At 46.2% G+C, this 21,968-nt stretch carries 15 protein-coding genes; 14 read left to right on the forward strand and 1 reads right to left on the reverse strand.

From position 1 onward, the window contains the following. Window positions 1-118 precede the first annotated feature (118 nt). A complete protein-coding gene (locus ACXHJ2_RS08900) occupies window positions 119-484 on the reverse strand; it encodes a DUF2294 domain-containing protein (RefSeq protein WP_090738893.1) in 366 nt (121 codons plus the stop codon). 559 nt (window positions 485-1,043) lie between these two features. On the opposite strand from ACXHJ2_RS08900, the gene ACXHJ2_RS08905 reads away from it, so the two are divergent. The 14 genes from ACXHJ2_RS08905 to ACXHJ2_RS08970 all read left to right on the forward strand — a co-directional run bounded on the left by ACXHJ2_RS08905 (window position 1,044) and on the right by ACXHJ2_RS08970 (window position 21,904). Then, complete coding sequence (locus tag ACXHJ2_RS08905) at window positions 1,044-3,893, forward strand: alpha-amylase family glycosyl hydrolase (protein ID WP_165082410.1); 2,850 nt, start codon at window positions 1,044-1,046, stop codon at window positions 3,891-3,893. 302 nt (window positions 3,894-4,195) lie between these two features. Further along, window positions 4,196-5,620, forward strand: a complete 1,425-nt coding sequence (gene leuC, locus ACXHJ2_RS08910; protein ID WP_013371599.1) for a 3-isopropylmalate dehydratase large subunit — start codon at window positions 4,196-4,198, stop codon at window positions 5,618-5,620. A gap of 21 nt (window positions 5,621-5,641) precedes the next feature. Further along, window positions 5,642-6,244, forward strand: coding sequence for a 3-isopropylmalate dehydratase small subunit (gene leuD / locus ACXHJ2_RS08915; protein ID WP_058829700.1), 603 nt, complete (start codon window positions 5,642-5,644; stop codon window positions 6,242-6,244). A gap of 231 nt (window positions 6,245-6,475) precedes the next feature. Continuing rightward, window positions 6,476-8,050 (forward strand): N-acetylmuramoyl-L-alanine amidase family protein, encoded by a 1,575-nt coding sequence (locus tag ACXHJ2_RS08920; protein ID WP_165082412.1) that lies wholly within the window; start codon window positions 6,476-6,478, stop codon window positions 8,048-8,050. Window positions 8,051-8,345: 295 nt separating this feature from the next. Beyond that, entirely contained in the window at window positions 8,346-9,845 is a 1,500-nt protein-coding gene (locus tag ACXHJ2_RS08925) for an N-acetylmuramoyl-L-alanine amidase family protein (protein WP_025678589.1), read from the forward strand. Window positions 9,846-9,894: 49 nt separating this feature from the next. Then, window positions 9,895-10,545 (forward strand): GerMN domain-containing protein, encoded by a 651-nt coding sequence (locus ACXHJ2_RS08930; RefSeq protein WP_165082414.1) that lies wholly within the window; start codon window positions 9,895-9,897, stop codon window positions 10,543-10,545. A gap of 213 nt (window positions 10,546-10,758) precedes the next feature. Continuing rightward, window positions 10,759-11,433 carry an endonuclease III gene (gene nth / locus ACXHJ2_RS08935; protein ID WP_025365090.1) on the forward strand — a complete coding sequence of 225 codons (675 nt, stop codon included), beginning with the start codon at window positions 10,759-10,761 and terminating at the stop codon, window positions 11,431-11,433. Between the two features lie 67 nt (window positions 11,434-11,500). Then, window positions 11,501-11,773, forward strand: coding sequence for a hypothetical protein (locus ACXHJ2_RS08940; RefSeq protein ID WP_013310628.1), 273 nt, complete (start codon window positions 11,501-11,503; stop codon window positions 11,771-11,773). Window positions 11,774-11,960: 187 nt separating this feature from the next. Then, complete coding sequence (locus tag ACXHJ2_RS08945) at window positions 11,961-12,413, forward strand: glutathione peroxidase (RefSeq protein WP_238791081.1); 453 nt, start codon at window positions 11,961-11,963, stop codon at window positions 12,411-12,413. A 187-nt stretch (window positions 12,414-12,600) separates the two neighbouring features. Further along, entirely contained in the window at window positions 12,601-16,269 is a 3,669-nt protein-coding gene (locus ACXHJ2_RS08950) for a dynamin family protein (RefSeq protein WP_165082416.1), read from the forward strand. Window positions 16,270-16,525: 256 nt separating this feature from the next. Beyond that, window positions 16,526-18,301, forward strand: coding sequence for an ABC transporter ATP-binding protein (locus ACXHJ2_RS08955; protein ID WP_013371589.1), 1,776 nt, complete (start codon window positions 16,526-16,528; stop codon window positions 18,299-18,301). Continuing rightward, a complete protein-coding gene (locus tag ACXHJ2_RS08960) occupies window positions 18,298-20,136 on the forward strand; it encodes an ABC transporter ATP-binding protein (protein WP_058712283.1) in 1,839 nt (612 codons plus the stop codon). Before ACXHJ2_RS08955 ends, ACXHJ2_RS08960 begins: the two co-directional genes overlap by 4 nt. A gap of 129 nt (window positions 20,137-20,265) precedes the next feature. Then, entirely contained in the window at window positions 20,266-21,450 is a 1,185-nt protein-coding gene (gene purT, locus ACXHJ2_RS08965) for a formate-dependent phosphoribosylglycinamide formyltransferase (RefSeq protein ID WP_165082418.1), read from the forward strand. Then, window positions 21,443-21,904 carry a GNAT family N-acetyltransferase gene (locus ACXHJ2_RS08970; RefSeq protein ID WP_013371586.1) on the forward strand — a complete coding sequence of 154 codons (462 nt, stop codon included), beginning with the start codon at window positions 21,443-21,445 and terminating at the stop codon, window positions 21,902-21,904. Before purT ends, ACXHJ2_RS08970 begins: the two co-directional genes overlap by 8 nt. Window positions 21,905-21,968 lie beyond the last annotated feature (64 nt).

The following is a 21,968-nucleotide window of genomic DNA, read 5'->3' on the forward strand; positions in this document are numbered from 1 at the left end:
CCTCTTTTTATATGAAATAGATGAAACTCGTAACATAAAAAAAGCCAATACAAAAATGCCGCTTTACGCTGCATCCTGTACTGGCTTATCCGCGAGCGAGGAGCTAATCTCCTTCCCGCTAATCCAACCGGGGTATGTGTTGTAATTCACAAGTAATGATAATATGTCCGTCTCCATGGACGGAGGGGCAGACCTCCCAAGTGTAAGTGAAGGGACTGCCAAGTGTTTTTTCGGCTTCCCTCATAAACTCCTTTTCCAGATAAGGACGAAGGACATTCCAGTAATCACTGACCTTTTCCACAGCGCCTTCATGAACGAGAATTTCGGACAGATTAGACAAAGTACCTTGGATCTCTACTGTAACTCGGAGTGGTGAGTTCAAAGAAACCTTAACGTTGTCCGGTCCTTTTCCTCGGTAATGCTTGACAATACATACGGCCAGCTTCCTGATGCGCTCACGGTATTCCAATTCGGTATTCAACATCTGGACACTCCGCTTCGAATCAAAATAAAGGCGTACTTGCCGCGCATGCTAGACAGCCTCTGTAGCTAATTTAGAACAGGAAGTAAACGTCCCGACCAAAATGGTCTGCCCAGCACGGCGTATCACTCTTCTATGGTAGAACAGGTTGACCCGGAAAGATGTGAAATTCATTACACCCAACCAAAATTTTACATAGTTTAGATTGGAGGTAGGTATACTGGGAATTTGCGAGCGAGAGAGTTCTGAAAAGTAGCCATTGGTTTTCATAAAGAGTGATTATGGTCGGAGGAAATCTACACACTAGCAAATACATTGACCGAGGAAAAGTATGGATGATATAATCAAAAAAGGAAAAATCATTGATTATTTTGGATCCGTATTTAAACGGGCTTTTTTAAGAGTTTATTTTGTAAGCGTGTACAATGATTTTCCTTACATAACACGGGGGAGGCGATCAATGGATTCATTTTATCCAAAATAAGTGTCTTTCTTTTTTTTTTATTTTTTATGCAACCGGTTGCACGATCTAGCTACTAAATTTTATCAGGAGGGTGTTAACTTGCTAAGAAAAAAAACAGGGAGTTTTATTTCTTGGTTGATTATATTGTCGCTTTGTTTGAACTTTTTCGGTTTACCTGGTGGTGCTTCGGCCAGTAACACCGATTATACAGCCGCCTATACGCATTCCACAGTGAATGCTCTTCCATTGCCGACCGCAGCGGTCACGTCTACCGTTACTGCGACGTATGCACCTACAGCATCACCTACATCAACTCAAAACGGATTAACGGTTCACTTTAAAAAGCCTGCAAGCTGGAATTCAGCAATTCGAATCCATTACTGGAATTTGAATCCGGCAACCGTTCCGATTAGTGGGGCGTGGCCCGGAATTCTGATGAAGTCGGACGGAAACGACTGGTATAGCTATACGATTGCCGAGGCGACAGGCTCAAGTCTCATCTTTAATGATAGTAGTGGCAAACAGACGGCAGACTTGTCCCGCAGTGTGAAAGAGGGCTGGTATTACACGGATAACGTATGGTATGATGCCAACCCGGAAACTCCAAAAGTTCTGGTGGTTTCCATCTCTCCCGAGCCGAAAACATACGATTCGGCCCAAATGGTAACGCTGTCCAGCACCAACAGTGGCGATAAGATTTATTATACGATAGACGGTTCGACACCTACGACCTCCTCGACCTTGTATACCACTCCAATCAAGGTTGCTTCCTCTTTGACTATCAAAGCCATCGCTGTCAATTCAATCGGTCAAACTGGAAATGCATCCTCTTTCGATTATGTAATTGATCTAAATGCCGATCTGCAAGCTCCGACAATCACGGCGAATTTGCCTGCCGGGCATTCCGGTTCCTCTGTGACGGTATCCTTCAACCTGAAAGATAACAAGGCGGCAACGACCAAGGCATACTACACGGAGGATGGTACGGAACCGACCACAAGCTCAAAAGTCTACATCCACGGTAACGCACTGGCCGGATTGACCGGACCGTCCATCCTTATCTCCAAGACCACGACATTAAAATTTCTTGTTATAGACGGTGCTGGGAATCAAACCAAACAGAGCTTTGTTTATAATATTGGAGACAAGGGGGATTTTCGGGAAGACACTATTTACTTCGTGATTACTTCCCGGTTTTATGACGGTGATCCAAGCAACAATGTGCACGCATGGGATGATACCAAGGCGCGTAATCCGGATTCGGACCCTGCTTGGAGAGGAGATTTTAAGGGGCTGATTCAAAAGCTCGATTATATCAAAGCCCTTGGATTTAGTGCCATCTGGATTACACCTGTTGTGCAGAATGCCAGCGGTTATGATTATCATGGTTACCATGCTATAAATTTTGCCAAAGTAGATCCAAGGTATGAATCGGCGGGAGCTTCTTATCAGGATTTGATTAATGCGGCCCATGCCAAAGGGCTGAAGGTTATTCAGGACATCGTCGTCAATCATACTGGTAATTTTGGTGAAGAGAATCTGTATCCCATGTTTAAGAAAGATCCGGCTAAACCGGATACCGGTAACAACTTGGTGAAAACTACGGATAAGCTGCCGTCAAACTATGATTCCATGACACCCGATCAGAAATATCAGGCAAGGCTCGCTTTAATGAAGACCGCCGAAACGAATAATAATATTTACCATACAGAGAAAAGTCTTTCCTGGGAGTCCTATACTGTTCAGACTGGTCAGATAGCGGGAGATTGCGTGGATTTGAACACGGAAAACCCTGCAGTTAACAAATATTTAATTGATACCTACAATCACTATATAGACATGGGCGTTGACGCTTTCCGTGTCGATACAGTGAAGCATGTGAGCCGATATATTTTCAATAAATACTATATTCCTGCCTGGAAGACAAGAGGCGGCTCGGATTTCTATGTTTTTGGAGAAGTAGCCACCCGGTACAGAGATGTTTGGAACAGCGGAATTCCAGCGATTTCAACGCCATTCTATACTTGGAAGGCTTCAAAATCGTATCCGGGCGATGGGAAAAATGACTATGCCTCTAATAAAATGTCGGTTGAACAAGAGTGGGCGGATAACTCTACTACAGCAGGACAGCCAACTTCGAACAATGCTTTCTTAATCGGCAATACCTATCATACGCCTGACTATTCGATGAAATCGGGTATGGATGTGATAGATTTTCCTATGCATTGGGCGTTCAAGACCGCGCATGAAGCCTTCAATATGAGAAGTGGAGATCAATACTACAATGATGCCACCTGGAATGTAACCTATGTCGACTCTCATGACTATGCGCCCGACCAGGCTCCGGAAAATCAAAGATTTGCGGGCACACAAGATACTTGGGCCGAGAATCTCAATCTGATGTTCACCTTCCGCGGAATACCTGCCATATTCTATGGCTCCGAAATCGAATTTCAAAAGGGGGCAGTCATTGATCCGGGTCCAAATGCACCGCTAAGCAAAACGGGACGGGCTTACTACGGCGATCACATAGAAGGCAGTGTTATGGTACAAGATTATGGCAAATACACAAACGCTACTGGCACGCTTGCGGAATCACTCAGCCATCCTCTGGCGAAACATATCAGACAGCTTAATTTAATTAGAAGAGCTGTACCTGCCTTGCAAAAAGGCCAGTATTCTACAGAAAATGTTACGGGTAATCTTGCGTTTAAGAGAAGATATACCGACAGCGCCAAAGGCATTGACAGCTTTGCGTTGGTCACGATTTCGGGAAACGCAACGTTTTCCGGAATTCCGAACGGAACCTATGTGGATGCAGTGACCGGTGATTCCAAAAAAGTTACGGATGGCAAAATTACCTTGACTTGCTCCGGTAAAGGAAATGCAAGGGTATATGTTTTGAATGGCAGTGGTGGAATTGGAGAAACGGGAACCTATTTGAAGTAAGCAGTCATCGGAGATTGACGGTGTACGGTATGGTGATGCACTCAATCTCAATGTTTTAGCGCAAAACTATAATGATATAAAAATAGAGTCATACCAAAGGTCAAAAGGAAAAATAACCTTCGGCCTTTGGTGTTTTAGTCTTGCCTCAATATTTTCTTAAGTGCGCTTATAGGTCAAGACTATCACTTCTATAGATATCATATCTTAGACCAATCAGACACGTCGTGGTATATTGTTGACATCCAAGAGAGAGCCGTACAGCTTCTCTCCACTAGGTTCGAAAAACACAGGGGTGAATATTGATGAGTAAAAAGACCATGTTCGAGAAAATTTGGGATAACCATGTCATCTATCAGGAAGCGGGCAAGCCGAGTATTTTGTACATTGATCTTCACCTCGTACATGAGGTAACTTCGCCGCAGGCGTTTGAGGGACTACGTCTTAGCGGTCGCAAGGTGCGTCGTCCAGAGCTGACGTTTGCCACAATGGATCATAACGTACCGACAAAAGATCGTTACAACATTACGGACCCGATTTCCAAGCAGCAGATTGATACATTGACTCAAAATTGCCGCGATTTCGGTGTCACACTATATGATCTGGATACGGTGGATCAGGGTGTCGTTCACGTTATGGGGCCTGAACTGGGGCTGACTCATCCGGGAAAAACGATTGTTTGTGGTGATAGCCATACCTCCACACACGGGGCGTTCGGAGCGCTCGCTTTTGGTATCGGAACCAGTGAGGTAGAGCACGTATTGGCAACGCAATGTCTCCAGCAAGCAAAAGCAAAAACGATGGAAGTTCGTTTTGTAGGGCGTCGCAAACCTGGTGTGACGGCAAAGGACATGATTTTGGGTGTCATCGCCAAATACGGTACAGATTTCGCTACAGGCTATGTTATTGAGTACACGGGTGAATCCATCCGCGAGTTGAGCATGGAAGAGCGCATGACAGTGTGTAACATGTCTATTGAAGGCGGAGCCAGAGCAGGTATGATTGCGCCGGACGAAACGACCTTCAACTACTTGCGTGGACGTCAACATGTAGCCCAAGGTGACGCATTTGAGCAGGCGGTTGCTGAGTGGAAAGAGCTTGTCACCGATGAAGGCGCCGAGTTTGATGTCGTGCTGGAGTTTGACGTGGATTCCTTAATTCCACAAGTAACGTGGGGCACCAGTCCCGGTATGGGCACAGATATTTCCTCAACCGTACCCATTCCGGCAGAATTGCCGACAGAAAACGAACGTAAAGCAGCTGAGAAAGCGCTTGAATATATGGATTTGAAGCCAGGCACACCGATCACGGATATTGCAATTGATTATGTGTTTATCGGCTCATGCACCAACGGTCGGATTGAAGATTTGCGCGCTGCAGCCGAAGTAGCCAAAGGCTACAAGGTTTCTGACAAAGTCACGGCAATCGTGGTACCAGGTTCGGGTCGTGTGAAAATTCAGGCTGAAGAAGAAGGACTGGACGTCATTTTTCAAGAAGCAGGATTTGAGTGGCGCGAAGCGGGTTGCAGCATGTGTCTTGCGATGAATCCAGATGTACTTCAACCGGGGCAACGTTGTGCTTCAACTTCTAATCGCAACTTTGAAGGTCGTCAGGGACGCGGAGGACGTACTCACCTTGTATCTCCAGCAATGGCAGCCGCTGCGGCGATTCATGGACATTTTGTCGATGTACGAGATTGGAAATTCAAGCAAGAAGAAGTTGTCCGCTAGGATACGGAGGAGGAATTAACGATGGAAGCTTTCACAACTTTAAAAGGAATTGTAGCGCCTGTGGATCGGGTGAACGTGGATACGGATGCTATTATTCCTAAGCAATTTTTGAAACGCATTGAGCGCACAGGCTTTGGGCAGTTTTTGTTCTATGAGTGGCGGTTTGATGAGGCGGGCAATATTAATCCTGAATTTGAACTGAACAAGTCTCGTTATGCAGGGGCATCTGTACTGATTTCTCGCGCCAACTTTGGTTGCGGCTCCTCCCGTGAGCATGCACCGTGGGCAATCATGGACTATGGGTTTCGTTGTGTAATCGCACCGTCTTTTGCGGATATCTTCTATAATAACTGTTTTAAAAACGGTATTTTGCCGATCAAACTGTCTGAAGAGCAAGTAGAGGAATTGTTCCAGCGCACGGCAAAGCATGATAATTACCAATTAAACGTAGACCTGAATGAAAAAACGGTCACTGACGATTACGGTCTGCGTATTGAATTCGATCTGGATGAACATCGCCGTCAATTCCTGCTGCAAGGCTTGGATGATATTGGCTTGACCCTCCAGCATGAGTCTGAAATTCTGGCTTATGAGCAAAAACGTGCTGCGAAACAAGGCGCATAATGCTCATTTCCAGTCCAATTTTAATATGAAGAAATATAGTTAATTTATTTGATAGACAGACAGCCCGTACTGGCAACTCTTTTGCCTACGGGCTTTTATCATGTTTAGAAAATAAATTGGTAAATAAGGGGTTGACGGTTCGACTCATCATGGTATTGTAAATGTAAAATGGTTGAAGGATTATGTCTGTAAGTAGCACAAAAAATACATATATAAGTTAGGGGAATGAGGATGAAGAAATATGGTTGGGTGATACTAGCGGCTATCTTGATTTGGTTGTGGCCGTCCTCCCCTCATGTGAATGCGGCTGGAGCAGAACTGTTTTTGGATGGCAAAAGGGTGGAAGCGCCCGCGGGTGCCAAGCCTGAAATGGTCAATGGTAAAATCATGGTACCGCTCAGAGTGGTTGGGGAGCAGCTTGGATATCAGTTTAAGTGGGAGCCACAAGCCTATAAAATTTCAATACAAAAAAACAGTACCGATATGTCTATGTATGTAGGCCGTACATCGGCTGATGTGAATGGAAAAACAGTTAGTTTGGATGCACCACCTGTGCTGCGGGGCAGCTCGACCATGGTTCCATTGCGTTTTGTCGGGGAGCAAATGGGGTTAAAAGTGGATTGGAATAATCAAAATAAATCCGTAAATCTCAGTCAGAAGATTGCAACTCAACCAGCGGATAAACAGTCTCAATCCCAACAACCGTCGCAAACGTCAACACAGAGTACAAAAAGCACAAATAAAACGTCTACAGCAACAGCGACAACAATAACTCCGGTTGAAGCAGACAAGCATACGGAAGCCGTACCTTCAACTTCCAAGGAGCAGAATGTAGAACAGACTACTACAAGTGCGGTGCTTGTACAAAACATTTCTTTTGAGAATGAAACGTTAAAGATTTCTCTGAACAAAGACCTAACTCCTAAAGTATCCAAAATGACAGAACCTGACCGTATAGTTGTAGATTTACCGGAGACTTCACTGTCGACAGATCTTCTTAAGTCGTTCCCGGTTCGTAAGGATGGCACGCGGGCGTTGGTGAATAGTTACAGTGAGGATGTACAGGAAATCAGATTTGCTCCTGCGGATGGAACAAAAGGGGGCGCACGTATCGTCATTGCTTTGAATCAGGCACGTGATTACGATCTTTCAACAAATGGCATAGGTGATATCACCCTTCAGTTGCGTGAACGTAGTGTGAACCCGGAGATAGTAGCTCCAACGAATGTCGAAGGACGGCGAATCGTCGTAATTGATCCAGGACATGGTGGTAAGGACCCTGGAGCAGGCAGTGTGACTGGACGACATGAGAAGGAATTTACGTTGGCGGTAGCGTTAAAAGTCCAGCAGCTTGCCCAAAATGATCCTGATATTCAAATTGTATTGACTCGCAATGGAGATACGTATCCCACACTGGATGAACGGCCACAGCTCGCTAATAATCAGCAGGCTAGCGTGTTTGTTTCCATTCATGGTAACAGTATGCCAACTTCTAATAACGGAAAAGCTAATGGGTCTGAAACCTATTATGCACGTCAGGAAAGTTTGAGCCTGGCCACGATCATGCACAAGCATCTTGTAGCAGCAACCGAGTTTAAGGATAACGGTATTAAGGTGGCAAACCATGTGGTGACGAGAAAATCACAAATGCCCGCTGTATTACTGGAATGTGGCTACCTTAGTAATCTGTCAAATGAAGCGGCCATGTTCACAGAAGAAACACAGCAGAAGATTGCCGAAGGTATTGTCGATGGCCTGAAAGAGTACCTTGGAACAGGCACAGGAGTAACTGAATCACTCAACTAAGAAAGTTTGCAATAAAAGCTGCTTTTTCACCTTTTAATGAAAATTCATGAGGGTGAAAAGTAGCTTTTTTTATTTTTTTTGCTGTGACTTTTGACGGGAAGCAAATGGTCCATATTTTTAGTCAAAATTCGACAAAAATAGTTCTTTGGCACGTATATTTCTGTTATGATGGAATATATTCGCAACTTTTGGTGTGAGATAACGTCTATAAGGTTGTCTGATATTACATAAGCGCGTATATCAGGTCGCCGCACCGGAGCATGTGGCAAAAAAATTATGAATGGAAGGGTGACGAATGAAGAAATTTGGTTTTTTGTTGTTATTATTTGTCTTCATGTGGGCGGTTCCGGGTTATGGACATGCGGCTTCGAGTGGAACACAAATCTATCTCGACGATCAACAGTTAAGTGTCCCTAGTGGTGCTAAGGCACAAGTAATTGGCGGAAGTACGATGGTTCCGCTACGCGTAATTTCTGAAAATTTGGGATATGACGTGACATGGAAGCAGCAGGCGCGAACCATAACGATTGAGAAGGACAGTACCTTGATCCGAATGATAATCGGAAGTAAGACGGCGACTGTCAATGGAAGCGACATTAGTCTGGATGCTTCGCCTCTGCTGCGTTCCAATTATGCCCTTGTACCGCTTCGTTTTATCGGCGAGCAAATGGGACTGGACGTAAAATGGGACAGCAGCACCAAGTCCGTAAAATTATATACCCGCAATAGTGGGTCTGGAAACGGGGAATTTACACCTCCTAAGTCCGGAAATAACAGTACAGGTACAGGAAGTGTAACTGCGCCAACCAATAATGCGAGTTCAGGTGTGACGCAGGTGCAGGGAGTCAGTTTCAGCCAAAACCGCTTAACCATCACAACAGCGGGTGCTGTCAAGCCGAAAGCGTTTACGATGACAGGCCCTGATCGGGTAGTGGTGGATTTGCCAGCGACTGCATTTGCGGACAATTTTGGAGACCAGCAGAAGCTGGATAGCAACTTAAATGGTTCGCTGGACATTGAGAATGAAGCGGATGTGTCCGGTATCCGATATGCTTTATTCCAAAAGGAACCATCAACGGTGCGAGTTGTTATTGATTTGAAACATGCCATGAATTATACCGCATATAATGATGGATCGAATCGTGTTATCGTCGATCTGGCTTCCAAGGATTCAGTGAATACAACGCCAGACGCAACGTTACCGGATGGGTCAGAGCCGGACGATACGCAGACATCTCCAGTTAATAGCAATGGTAAAAAGGTCGTTGTTATTGATGCTGGACATGGAGCAAAAGATTCCGGGGCAGTTGGTATTTCAAGAAAAAATTATGAAAAGACCTTCAACCTGGCGATGGCTCTGAAAGTAGAAAGCATATTAAAACAAAACCCCAAGCTTGAGGTTGTGTTAACACGTAGCGATGATACATTTTTGGAGCTTAAACAGCGCGTAAAAGTGGCTGAAAATCTTAAAGCCAACGTGTTTGTGTCCATTCATGCTAACAGCAGCGGTAGCTCAGCTTCCAACGGCACAGAGACGTATTACCAGCGTAGTGCAAGCAAAGCGTTCGCCAACGTTATGCATAAGTACTTTGCTCCTGCGACGGGTCTGACAGACCGCGGCATTCGTTATGGAAATTTCCATGTAATTCGGGAAACGACTATGCCAGCTGTTTTGCTTGAAGTAGGATATCTGAGTAATGCAAAAGAGGAAGCAACACTGTTTGATGAAGATTTTCAAAACCGGGTAGCTCAAGGGATTGCAGATGGAATCACAGAGTATCTCGACGTAAAATAAATCTTCAACAAATCGCTTGCCAACGTCAAGTAAGGAGGGGGACAGACATATGAACAAGAAAATCGTAATTGCAGGTCTGCTGGCACTGTTTGCCATTGCAGGTGCAGGGTGTGCCTCTAAGCAAACATCGGCTCCTGCGACTCCATCTCAGGAAACACAAACTTCAGCTGCACAAAATAGTACACCCGAACAGACGACCCCTGATCCATCAGCTCAGTCTGCTGAAAATAATGGAGGGAGTCAAACACCTGCAACTCCGTCGACGGAGCCTACAAAGACCAAGACGGACACGGAAAAGTCAGGAGATCGTCAAACACAGCAGATCAAGGTGTATTATACGGATACACAAGAGAACGGTTTGAAAGAACAAAAAAAGGAAATTACCTATCCGAGCGAGCTGGAAAAATTCCAAAAAGCGTTTGAAGCTCTACAAAAGAGCGGTGATTCTGCTCTGATTCCGTTGTGGTCCGAGAAAATTACCGTGCATAAGATCAAATTGGATAACGGTGCATTGACTTTTGATATTTCCCTGCCGGATGAGGCTCGATTGGGAGCTGGCGGCGAGGAATTGGCTATCGATGCTTTGAAGCAAACGATGTTCCAATTCAAGGAAGTCAAAACGCTGGATTTGCTCGTAGATGGTCAATCTCTGGAGTCCTTAATGGGACATGTAGATTTGGAGCATCCAATGAGCCGCTAATCGATCAGACTGTATGAAAATTTCTTGAGAATTTACACACTTTTCACGTGCAATCTGTGACAGATAATGATAATATAGGAGTGTATTTCTCGCCTATGCAGGCAGTCATGCACAAATAGTATTCGTTTCTTTCCGGATGATTATTTAGAGTGACCGTCTTGATGCGGGCTATCCCGTATCAAGACGTTTTTTTTGCTAGGAGGTAGGATTTCCGTGAATGCAGCAACCGCACGTCATATATTGGACACCATCGGTACGATGTTTCCGGATGCCCATTGTGAGCTGAACCATGACAATGCTTTTGAATTAACGATTGCCGTGTTATTGTCTGCTCAATGCTCCGATCAGATGGTCAATAAAGTAACGGCAGACCTGTTTCAAAAATACAAGTCACCTGAGGATTATTTGGCTGTTCCTCTTGAGGAACTGGAGCAGGATATTCGTAGAATCGGCTTGTACCGAAACAAGGCCAAGCATATTCATAACCTCTGCCGGATTTTAATAGACCAGTACGGGGGAGAGATACCTTCGGAGCATGATCAACTGGTCAAGCTACCCGGTGTTGGCCGCAAGACGGCTAATGTCGTAGTATCTACTGCCTTTGATGTACCAGCTATTGCGGTAGATACGCATGTAGAGCGCGTTTCCAAACGGCTCGGCTTTGCAGGGTGGGATGATTCAGTGCTTGAGGTGGAAAAAAAGCTGATGAAAAGGGTACCTAGGGATGAATGGTCTGTGACCCATCACCGACTCATTTTTTTCGGACGCTACCATTGCAAAGCTCAAAACCCTCAATGTCAGGTGTGTCCATTGCTGGATGTGTGCAGGGAAGGCAAGAAACGTATGAAAACGTCTCTTATCAGAAAAGATAAGAAACGTAGAGCTTAAAGACCTGAAAGACCTATAAAGGTAATAGAGGGTTTAACCATTTATGTGTAGAAAAGGATGAAGAGTAATGAAGTGCATTTCGGTATATACAGATAATTTTGAGGCGTTCTCCGATATTTTTGAGCAAATTGTAACAACAGAGTTTGCTGAAAACGAAGAGCGCGAGCTAGAGGGAATCACAGTTAGTCATTCTGGTGATGTACCTGAGCATTACCTGGAGCGTATGTCACAAAAACCAGAAGTGGTCGTAATGAAGGATAAATCCCGTGGAATTACGATCTTACAGCATGGTCAAGTATTTGAAATTTTGCTGCCAGTACTTGAGACTGCAGCTAATTAAGTGTAATTAGCGGACGACATGCGTTGCATGTTCCGGTATAGGCGGCTCGGCTGGTCTAACCAGCCTGTAGGCGCATATTAACACAAATCTTGAAGAACGTCATAAAACGCTGGATATGGACGATTTCACATATTTAAATATGAAATCTTCAATTACATTTTCAGAGGAGTTTCTTAAATGAGCATTTATGATTATTCAGCGTTTTACATTTCAATATCAGGATTTGCAGCGTCTATATGATCAATTTAAGGATAGAGGCTTGGTGATTCTCGGTTTTCCATGCAATCAATTTGCCGATCAAGAGCCGGATTCCAATGAAAGTGTGCAAACATTTTGTACTCTGAATTATGGGGTCGCATTCCCCATGTTTCAAAAGGTGAATGTACGTGATGAGCAGGCTCACCCGTTGTTTACATATCTTGCTTCGTCGTTGCCCTTTGAGGGCTTTGATGAAACACATTCGGTTGCCAAAATACTTATTCCTTTAATTCATGAGCGTCATCCTGAGTACTTACCAGGAGATTCGATCAAATGGAATTTCACGAAATTCCTGATTGATCGGAACGGGAAAGTGATCAAACGATTTGAAGCAACGACAGACCCTCTGGATATGGAAGAATATATTGAAGCATTACTGTGATGATCTGTTTTGGACATTATAAAATAAACTTATGATTTGCCATTTACAAGAACGCGTTCCCGAAAGCCAGGTACAGGCAGGGAGCGCTTTTTTAGTTTTTTTAATGTGATGATTCTCACAGTGGCTTAGGAATGCTACAATATAGCTATTTGGTGCAGATAAGAAACAAGGAGTGAAACCGTAGCTTATGATGCAAACGATTACAGGAGATGCGGAAAAGTGGTTGAATACGATAGAACAGATACAGGATAACTTGCGTAAAGCAGGGGATGAAGCGGGAGCGAGGGCGCTAGGGGATTTGATGGAAAAAGCGCATGCGCAAGAGCTGACCATTGCCTTTTGTGGACATTTTTCAGCAGGTAAATCGAGCTTGATTAACAGCCTGTGCGGTAAAACCGTGCTCCCATCTGGACCGGTGCCTACAAGCGCTAATGTAGTGTCCATCCGTCATGGACGTTCGAGAGTGCTTATTCATCCAGCCCGATCGGTAGAAAACACGGAGCCGGAAATCGTGGAAGCTTCCCTGTCCGAGCTTGCTGAGTATTGTAAAAATGGTGGAGCCTATGAATCAGTTGAAGTATGGGAGGATATACCGATATTATCTGGTGGAGGAGTGCTGCTGGATACACCCGGCGTAGATTCCACAGACCACGGACACGCGATGGCGACACGTTCAGCTTTACATTGGGCTGATATTGTTTTTTATGTGATGGACTACAATCATGTCCAATCTGAAAATAATTTGTCTTTTGCCAAAAGTTTGTCGGATTGGGGCAAGCCACTATATTTGATCATCAATCAAATTGATAAGCACCGAGAGCGGGAGCTATCCTTTACACGTTATCGTAATGAGGTGGAAAGCAGCTTTCATGCCTGGCAGGTACATTACACGGACATTCTGTTTACTTCCTTGAAGGAGCAAAATCACCCCTGGAATCAGTGGGAGCAGTTGACGTGCTTGATTCCGAATTTGCTGGAGCGCAAAGCAGAGCTTTTGGCTTATAGTTTAGTGTCTTCTATGCACCATTTGGTAGAGCAGCATGTGGAGACGGTGCAGGCCGCTGAAGAAGAGGAACTGAACGCACTGCTCAAAGAAGCAGGTGGAGAAGAGGCCATTTTGCGTCTGGACATAGAGCAGAAGACCTTACAGCAAGAGGATGAACACTGGAGGATGCTTCCAGAGCAGGAGCATAAACGGCTTCGTCAAGAGCTGGATCATCTACTGGAACACGCCCATCTCACGCCTGCGGAGCTACGTGAAGCAGCTGGCGAATATTTAGAAAGCCGCAAGCTGGGCTTTAAAACAGGGTTATGGTTTGCTGGAGGAAAGACAGAGCGAGAAAAGGAGCGCCGTTTGGCCCGGCTGGCAGGGATGCTGAGTGATCAGGTGGAGGGACAGCTGTTGCCTCATGTGCGTGAGTTACTGAGGTCATGGGGAGAAGGTCAAGGTTTGTGGACCACTGCGATGGAGCAGGAGCTGGATGACATCCGCCCTGCAATGGATCGGCAACTGGTAGAGCAGACAGTAAAGGAAAATGCTTTGTCTCCGGAGTATACGTTGAACTATTGCAAGGACCTGCGCGCTGCTGTGACCGCTGATTGCCGCCGCAAGGCGTTGGCGCTGGTAGACCGCCTGCTGGCCCAGCTTGCGGTACGGGCCGAAGCCAACCGCGAGGCTCTCGCGGATGCGCGCACTGCGTTGCTGGCGCAGGCGGACGCTGCGAGCCGTTACAGCACTCGCTTGCAAGCCTTGGCTTCGTACGCCGACCTGCTGCGTAGCATGCTGCCGCAGGCTTCCGCGCCTGGCGGGTTGCCCCGTGTGGGCACGCCTACTCCTGCGGCCGATACCGCCGCTACTGCCCCGACAGATACGGCTTCAACAGGTGCCGTGCGTCCAGACATTGCTGGCTCGCACAACGCATCGGTGCAGCCACAAGCAGGCATGACGACAGCGCAGTCTGCCGCCGGGGGCCGCCGTACGCGGCTGGATGCAGCAGCGACAAGATTGAAGGCGGCCGCTGCATTGGTAAGCCCGTACCCTGTGATGCAGGCGGCTGTTCGGGATTTACATGCGCGAGCTGCTGCACTGGAGGACGGACGCTTTACACTGGCGCTATTCGGAGCATTCAGTGCTGGCAAATCCAGCTTTGCCAACGCTTTGCTGGGCGAAGCGGTGTTACCCGTATCGCCGCATCCGACGACAGCAGCGATTAACCGCATTATGGCGCCTACAAGTCATGAGCGCCATGCCACGGCTGACGTCCACATGAAATCAGTGGACGCATTGCGGGAAGATCTTAAATACTCATTTCGGTTATTAGGATTGGGAGAGCCAGCATCCGTGGGCTGGCAAGAAGCTGTAAATTCGTTATCACCAGAAGGCATTCATCCTGCGGGAAGGCCTCATTACAGCTTTTTGAAGGCTGCTGCAGCTGGATGGGAAGAAGCTGAAAGCTTGCTAGGACAACAGCTTCAGGTGAATCTAGAGCAATATCGAGATTTTGTCGCATCCGAGCGCAAATCATGCTTTGTGGAGCATATCGACCTTTATTATGATTGCACTTTGACTCGTCAGGGCATCGTGCTGGTGGATACGCCAGGTGCCGATTCTGTGAATGCACGGCACACAGGTGTGACCTTCAATTATATGAAGCATGCAGACGCTCTTGTATTTGTGACATATTATAACCATGCGTTTACGCAAGGAGACCGGCAGTTCTTGAATCAATTGGGTCGAGTCAAAGAGACATTGGCGCTGAATCAGACGTTTTTTATCGTCAACGCATCCGATTTGGCGTCTTCTGAAGATGAACTATATTCTGTGACTCAGCATGTACAGGAACAACTTCAGGCGAACGGAATCCGCAAGCCGCGTATTTATCCGCTTTCCAGCATGCTGGCGTTGGAAGCAGCCGAGCAGGGAGAGGCTTCGCTACGTGCAGCTTCACGGTTTGATGTGTTTGAAAATGATTTTTCGGCATTTGCAGCCAAAGAGCTGGCAGGTTTGTCTATTGCATCTGCTATGCAGGAGCTGGGACGTCTGCGGAGCCGAATAGAACAACATGCTGCTGATGCCCGGTATAGCGTTGAAGAGCGTGAGCTCCGATTAGAGCAATTAACTCGAATTCGTGGGGAACTGGAGAATGTGCTCCTTGGTTCGACTGACAACAATGGTGGATCTGTGCTGTCGGACGAAACCGATGAACTGTTGTATCATGTTCGCCAAAGGCTAGCCTACCGGACGGGTGAATTTATGGCAGAAGCGTTCCATCCATCTGTTTTGCGTGAAGGAGTAGGTGATCTTCGTTTGGCCTTTGCATCTTGTGGTCGTGAGCTGTTGCGATTGATCGAACTGGAGTTGTCTCAGGAATTGCTGGCAACCACCCTCAGACTAGAAAAAATGGGGCAAGCCTTGGTGCGTAAAGCTATCCAACAGTGCGTAGATCACATGAACCTTCAGTTGAATGGGCTAGATTGCACAGTTCCTGGATTTAGAGAATGGGCTGTCCCCGAACTGAGCGATATTTCCTTACAGGAGTCCATTCAGTGGAAGGATTATTGGAATAGCTTTAAAAATCCAAAGCTATTTTTTGAAGGGATGGGTCGGGCGAATTTACAAACTAGACTGGAGCCCATATTACGCCAGTTAATCGGAGAAGCTGTGGATCAGCAGCGAGAACGAATGTCTTCTTTTTACGTTGCTATGATGCAAGAGGAACAAACATGGCAGAAAGCACAGCTACGAGAGCAAATGCTGGAGACGATTCGTGGTATGGAACATGCACTTAAGGGCGGTGAGGAGCCACAAGTTTGGGAAGAGCTTGCTGATGAGCTCGCGAATTTAGAGTCAATATAAATATGTTCATGATTGTATTAAGTTCAGGACACCGGGTTGTGGGACAATCCGGTGTTTTAAGCATACTTCAAAAAGAAAGGAAAACTGAGGAAATAGCCATATTCAATGATAAGAAAGCGATTTAATTTGTCTAATCACCTACCAATTGCGAACCTGCCTGAAAACGGCCCGTTATCCTCTTTGCCGCCTTGGAACACGGATGGTAAACTTCACTAAGCCATATAACAACGTCGTGCAACTAATGGAGGGACTTGACATGGAAGTGCTCAGGCAACTGCAAGTTTTTTTTCGTGAGAGGAGACATTATCTATTTCTTTCCATTCTATGCCTTGCGATAGCGACGGCCTTGGGACTGGTGTATCCGAACCTGCTCCAACGGCTCATTGATAACGCTATCATTCCCGGTGACTTCGAGAAAGTTCCGGTTCTGGCTCTGACTGTACTGGGAGTCGTGATCATCAAAGGGTTTATGCAATTTTTACATGGTTTTTTTGGTGGACGGCTAGGTAACTATCTGGCGTATCGACTTCGCAATGCCTGTTACGAAAAGCTGCAATTTCTGTCCTTCAGATATTATGACACCGCCAAAACGGGGGATCTTATGTCCCGTCTAACTGGTGATTTGGAGGCGATTCGCAACTTTATCGGGTTTGGTTTTGCGCAACTCCTCAATGTGCTACTGATGGTCGTATTCGGCTCTATCATGATGCTGTATATTAATTGGCAGCTCACCCTCTTTACGATGATCAGCATGCCATTGCTACTCTTCGTCACATTCAAATTTGAATCTCGGATTCATCCCACCTTTCAGGAAATGCGAATTGCTCTCAGCGCCCTGACGACAGCGGTACAAGAAAATATTACAGGTGTGCGAACCGTTAAATCTTTTGCTCGCGAATCCTATGAAGTGGAAAAATTCTCCGTACGTAATGAGCAGTACAAAAGTAACCAAATTCAGGCTGCTTCCTTATGGAGTCGATTTTTTCCTGCGATGGAACTGATTGCCTCGGTCAGTGTGGTTCTTCTCTTGGGCATGGGTGGATATCTAGTTATCCAGAAGTCAATGACCTTGGGGGAACTCGTCGCTTTCTTTAGCTTAATTTGGTATATTATCGGTCCCATCTGGAGCATTGGCTTTCATATCAATAACTATACGCAGTCCAAAGCTTCCGGTGAAAGGGTTTTGGAGTTGCTGAATCAGTCTGTAGATGTAACCGATGAAGCTGATGCACTTACACTCAACGCCGATCAGGTGAAGGGACATGTGACGTTTGATCATGTTACCTTTGCTTACGGAAATAAGCTACCTGCTGTTGTTGACATCAATCTGGATGCGCCACCGGGATCGGTCATTGGGATTTTAGGAGGAACAGGTTCCGGGAAGTCGACCATTATTCAACTACTCATGCGAGCCTACAATGTGAATGCAGGAAGCATCAAGCTGGATGGGACGGATATACGTCATTTGAAAATTCGCGATTTACGTGCTCAAATTTCTTCTGTGTTTCAGGAGACGTTTCTGTTCTCGTCCTCTATACGCAACAATATTGCATATGGGTTAAGTCATGTCAGTATGGATGACATCATACGCGTTTCTAAGCTGGCTCAGGCGCATGAATTCATAACTGAATTACCGCTGGGCTACGACACTGTTGTTGGTGAACGTGGATTGGGACTGTCTGGAGGGCAGAAACAACGGATCGCCATCGCGCGCGCACTACTCAAAAATCCGAAAATTCTCGTGCTGGATGATGCTACCAGTGCGGTCGACATGGAGACGGAGCATGAAATTCAGTCCGGTTTTCAAGAGGTTATGCGTGGACGCACAACGTTTATTATAGCTCATCGAATCTCTTCGCTTCGTCATGCCAATGAAATTGTAGTGCTTGAGGAAGGACGAATCGTCCAACGTGGAACACATGAACAGCTCATTGCTACTCCAGGTCCATATCAAGATGTGTATCATATTCAATACGCCGATTACATAGCGGAGGCTCCAGACGGTGTATCCGAAGGGCAGGTGAGACCATGAATATTCCAGTAGAAAAAGCCAAACCGTTAAAGAAGCCGACCAATGAGCGCTTTGTATATCAAGATGATGAGGTCATTGATAAACCGTTTAACTGGGCGGAATTCAAACGTTTGCTAGCATACATGAAACCTTATGCCCGTCAGATTCTGCCGATTCTTCTGGTCATGATGATTCTCGGCACGATTACTAAGCTGACGGTTCCATATTTGATCAGTCTGGCCATTGACAAGGCCATTGCTCCCGCATGGCCTGCACTGCCGAGCGTAAAGTTATTGTTGCTCATTACGGGTGCCGTGCTCTTGTTATATTTAATTCAATGGGCAGCCAGTACGTACCGCATTAAATTCACCAATATTATTGGTCAGCGGGTTATTTACGATTTGCGTGAAGATTTGTTCAAGCATATTCAGAAGCTTTCCTTTAACTTTTTTGATAAAAGACCGGCGGGTTCTGTATTAGTACGTGTGACGAATGACATTAACTCGCTACAGGATTTATTTACGAATGGTGCAGTGAATGTCCTGATTGACTGCGTACAGCTTTTCGGAATTATTGTTATTTTGCTGCTTATTAACTGGAAGCTCGGTTTGGCAGTGATTGTGACCGTTCCGATCATGTTTTTGATCTCGACCAAGCTGCGAGTACGCATCCGTCGCGCCTGGCAAGAAGTACGCATGAAGAACTCGCGTATCAATTCTCATTTGAATGAATCTATTCAGGGAATTCGTGTGACACAAGCATATACGCAGGAGCAGGAAAACATGGCTTATTTCGACGATATGAACAGCTCCAGTAAAAAATCGTGGGATAAGGCTTCTGCTATGAATCAGGTCTTTGGCCCACTTATTGATATTACCGGAGGATTAGGTACGCTTGTGCTGTTCTGGTTTGGAGCGCATTTAATTCAGACAGATCAGCTTACGGTGGGGCTGCTGGTTGCATTCGCCAACTATGTAGGGAACTTTTGGGAGCCAATCAATCGGCTGGGTCAAATGTACAATCAGCTACTGGTTGCGATGGCTTCTTCAGAAAGAATTTTTGAATTCATGGATGAACAGCCGAATATTGCAAACAAACCGGGAGCAAAAGCCTTACCGCCTATCCGGGGTGATATTCAATTTGAAAAAGTCATTTTTGAATATGAAAAGGGACGTCAGGCGCTTAAAGGTATTAATCTTTCTGTCGAGGCGGGTCAATCTATAGCGCTTGTAGGTCATACCGGATCAGGTAAAAGTACAATTATTAATTTGCTCAGTCGTTTTTATGACATTACGTCAGGGCGACTTACCATTGATGGTTATGATGTGCGAGATGTCACGGTGGAGAGCTTGCGCAGCCAGATTAGCATCGTGCTTCAGGATACATTTATTTTTTCGGGGACGATACGCGATAATATCCGATTTGGCCGTTTGGATGCAACGGATGAGGAAATTGAAGCGGCCGCGAAGGCGGTCAATGCTCATGAATTCATTGTTCACTTACCAGATGGCTATGAAACAGAGGTAGAGGAGCGTGGAGGGATGCTGTCCATGGGCCAGCGCCAGCTCTTATCCTTTGCTCGTGCCTTACTGGCTAATCCGCGAATTCTTATTCTGGATGAGGCCACAGCTAGCATTGATACGGAAACGGAGCTGAAAATTCAGGAGGCTCTTCAGGTTCTATTGGAAGGCAGAACTTCTTTTATGGTTGCTCACCGTTTGTCCACTATTCGGAATGCTGATCATATCGTTGTACTGGACCATGGGGAAATCCAGGAAAGTGGTAATCATGAACAATTGATGAAAAAACATGGAATATATCGGGGGCTGGTGGAAGCACAGTTCAGATTTTTGTAAAAAAAAGATCAAAAAATCGCGTTTTTTGTAAATTAAAATGCCGAGCACTATTGCATTCTTGGAGCTAAACCCTGAAAATAAAGATGAAAAGAGATCAGAGCAATATCGTCAGAGGGGGAAGAGTTCAAGATGTGGGGTGCTCCTTTTTCTGCCAAGGCTAAGAAGATGCTACTGCTGGGTAGCGGCGAATTGGGAAAAGAAGTCATTATTGAAGCTCAGCGGCTTGGCGTGGAATGTATTGCTGTAGATCGCTATGAGCTGGCTCCAGCAATGCAGGTGGCTCATCGCTCTCACTGTCTGGATATGCAGGATGCTGAGGCGTTGAAGGCATTAATTCGCAAGGAACAGCCCGACATAATTGTACCTGAAATCGAAGCTATTGCTACGGGTGCTTTGGAAGAATTAGAGCAAGAGGGATTTCACGTAGTACCAACGGCCCGGGCCGCCCGTCTTACGATGGACCGGGAGGGTATCCGCAGGTTGGCTGCCGAGAAATTACAGCTTCCGACTGCCGCCTACCGTTTTGCAGATCATTTTGAGCAGTTACGGTCGGCGGTTCAAGAGCTGGGCACGCCATGTGTGGTCAAACCCTTAATGAGTTCGTCGGGTAAAGGACAGTCTGTATGCCGGACACTCGAAGACGCAGAATCCTGCTGGAATACGGCGCTGGAAGGCGCGCGTGCCAAAACGACACGTGTCATTGTTGAAGCTTTTGTCCCGTTTGAGAGCGAAATTACCTTATTGACCGTCAGATCGGAATCAGGCACGACTTTTTGCCCACCGATTGGCCACATTCAAAAAGATGGGGATTATGTCGAATCTTGGCAGCCTCATGGCATGACGGACAAGCAGCTTTCGGAGGCGCAAGACATTGCCCGTACGATTACGGATGAACTGGGTGGTTACGGATTGTTTGGCGTAGAGCTGTTTTTAACGGCTGATAGCGTCATATTCAGTGAAGTATCCCCGCGTCCGCATGATACAGGTATGGTAACCATGATCACGCAGGATTTGTCTGAATTTGCGCTTCATGTACGGGCGATTCTCGGATTCCCGGTGCCTTCGGTCACGCTGCTTACACCAGGAGCTTCAGCTACCTTGAAGGCAGAAGTGGCTACGCACGATTTCGCAATAAGCGGTCTGCATGATGCACTATTGCTACCCCGGACACAGGTGCGAGTGTTCGGGAAGCCTGAAACCAAGCCGGGACGCCGGATGGCTGTAGCGCTTAGCGCTGCAGAAGATGTGGAGACAGCACGGAAGACAGCCAAAGAAGCTGCCAATATGCTGAAAGTGGAGGTAAATCATGTCTAACAGTGTGATGATTCCAGTACTGACAATTCGTTCCGTAGAGCTTGGCGATTGTGAAGCCGTAACTGGACTACTTAGAGAAGTCGGATACCCGATGACTTGTGGCGTTATGAAAGAAGTTATGGGAACAGCGCAGGAGGACAGTCAAGCGAATATGATGGTTGCAGAAATGGATGGTTGTGTTGTCGGAGTAATCGGCATGCATACGGCTCAAAGCCTGGCCTATCCTGATCCTGCTGTACAAATCACCATGCTGGTCGTGAGCGGGGAGTATCGCGGCGAAGGCATTGGCAAACGATTGGTTGCTTGTGGTGAGGAGTGGGGGCGTGCGCAAGGCTGCTATCATTTATTCATTACTGGAGCGAATAACCGCATCAAACAAGTAGAGGCCCGTGCTTTCTACAACCGAATCGGCTTTGAGAAGCAAGGCTACCGTTTCAGCAAAAAGCTTAGATAATCAGCTTGCAACAAACAATCTAATACTTAAAGCCTCAATATTTTTAACTTCGTCCTGTTCGCCA

The organism is Paenibacillus sp. ALE3 (genome assembly GCF_054113405.1).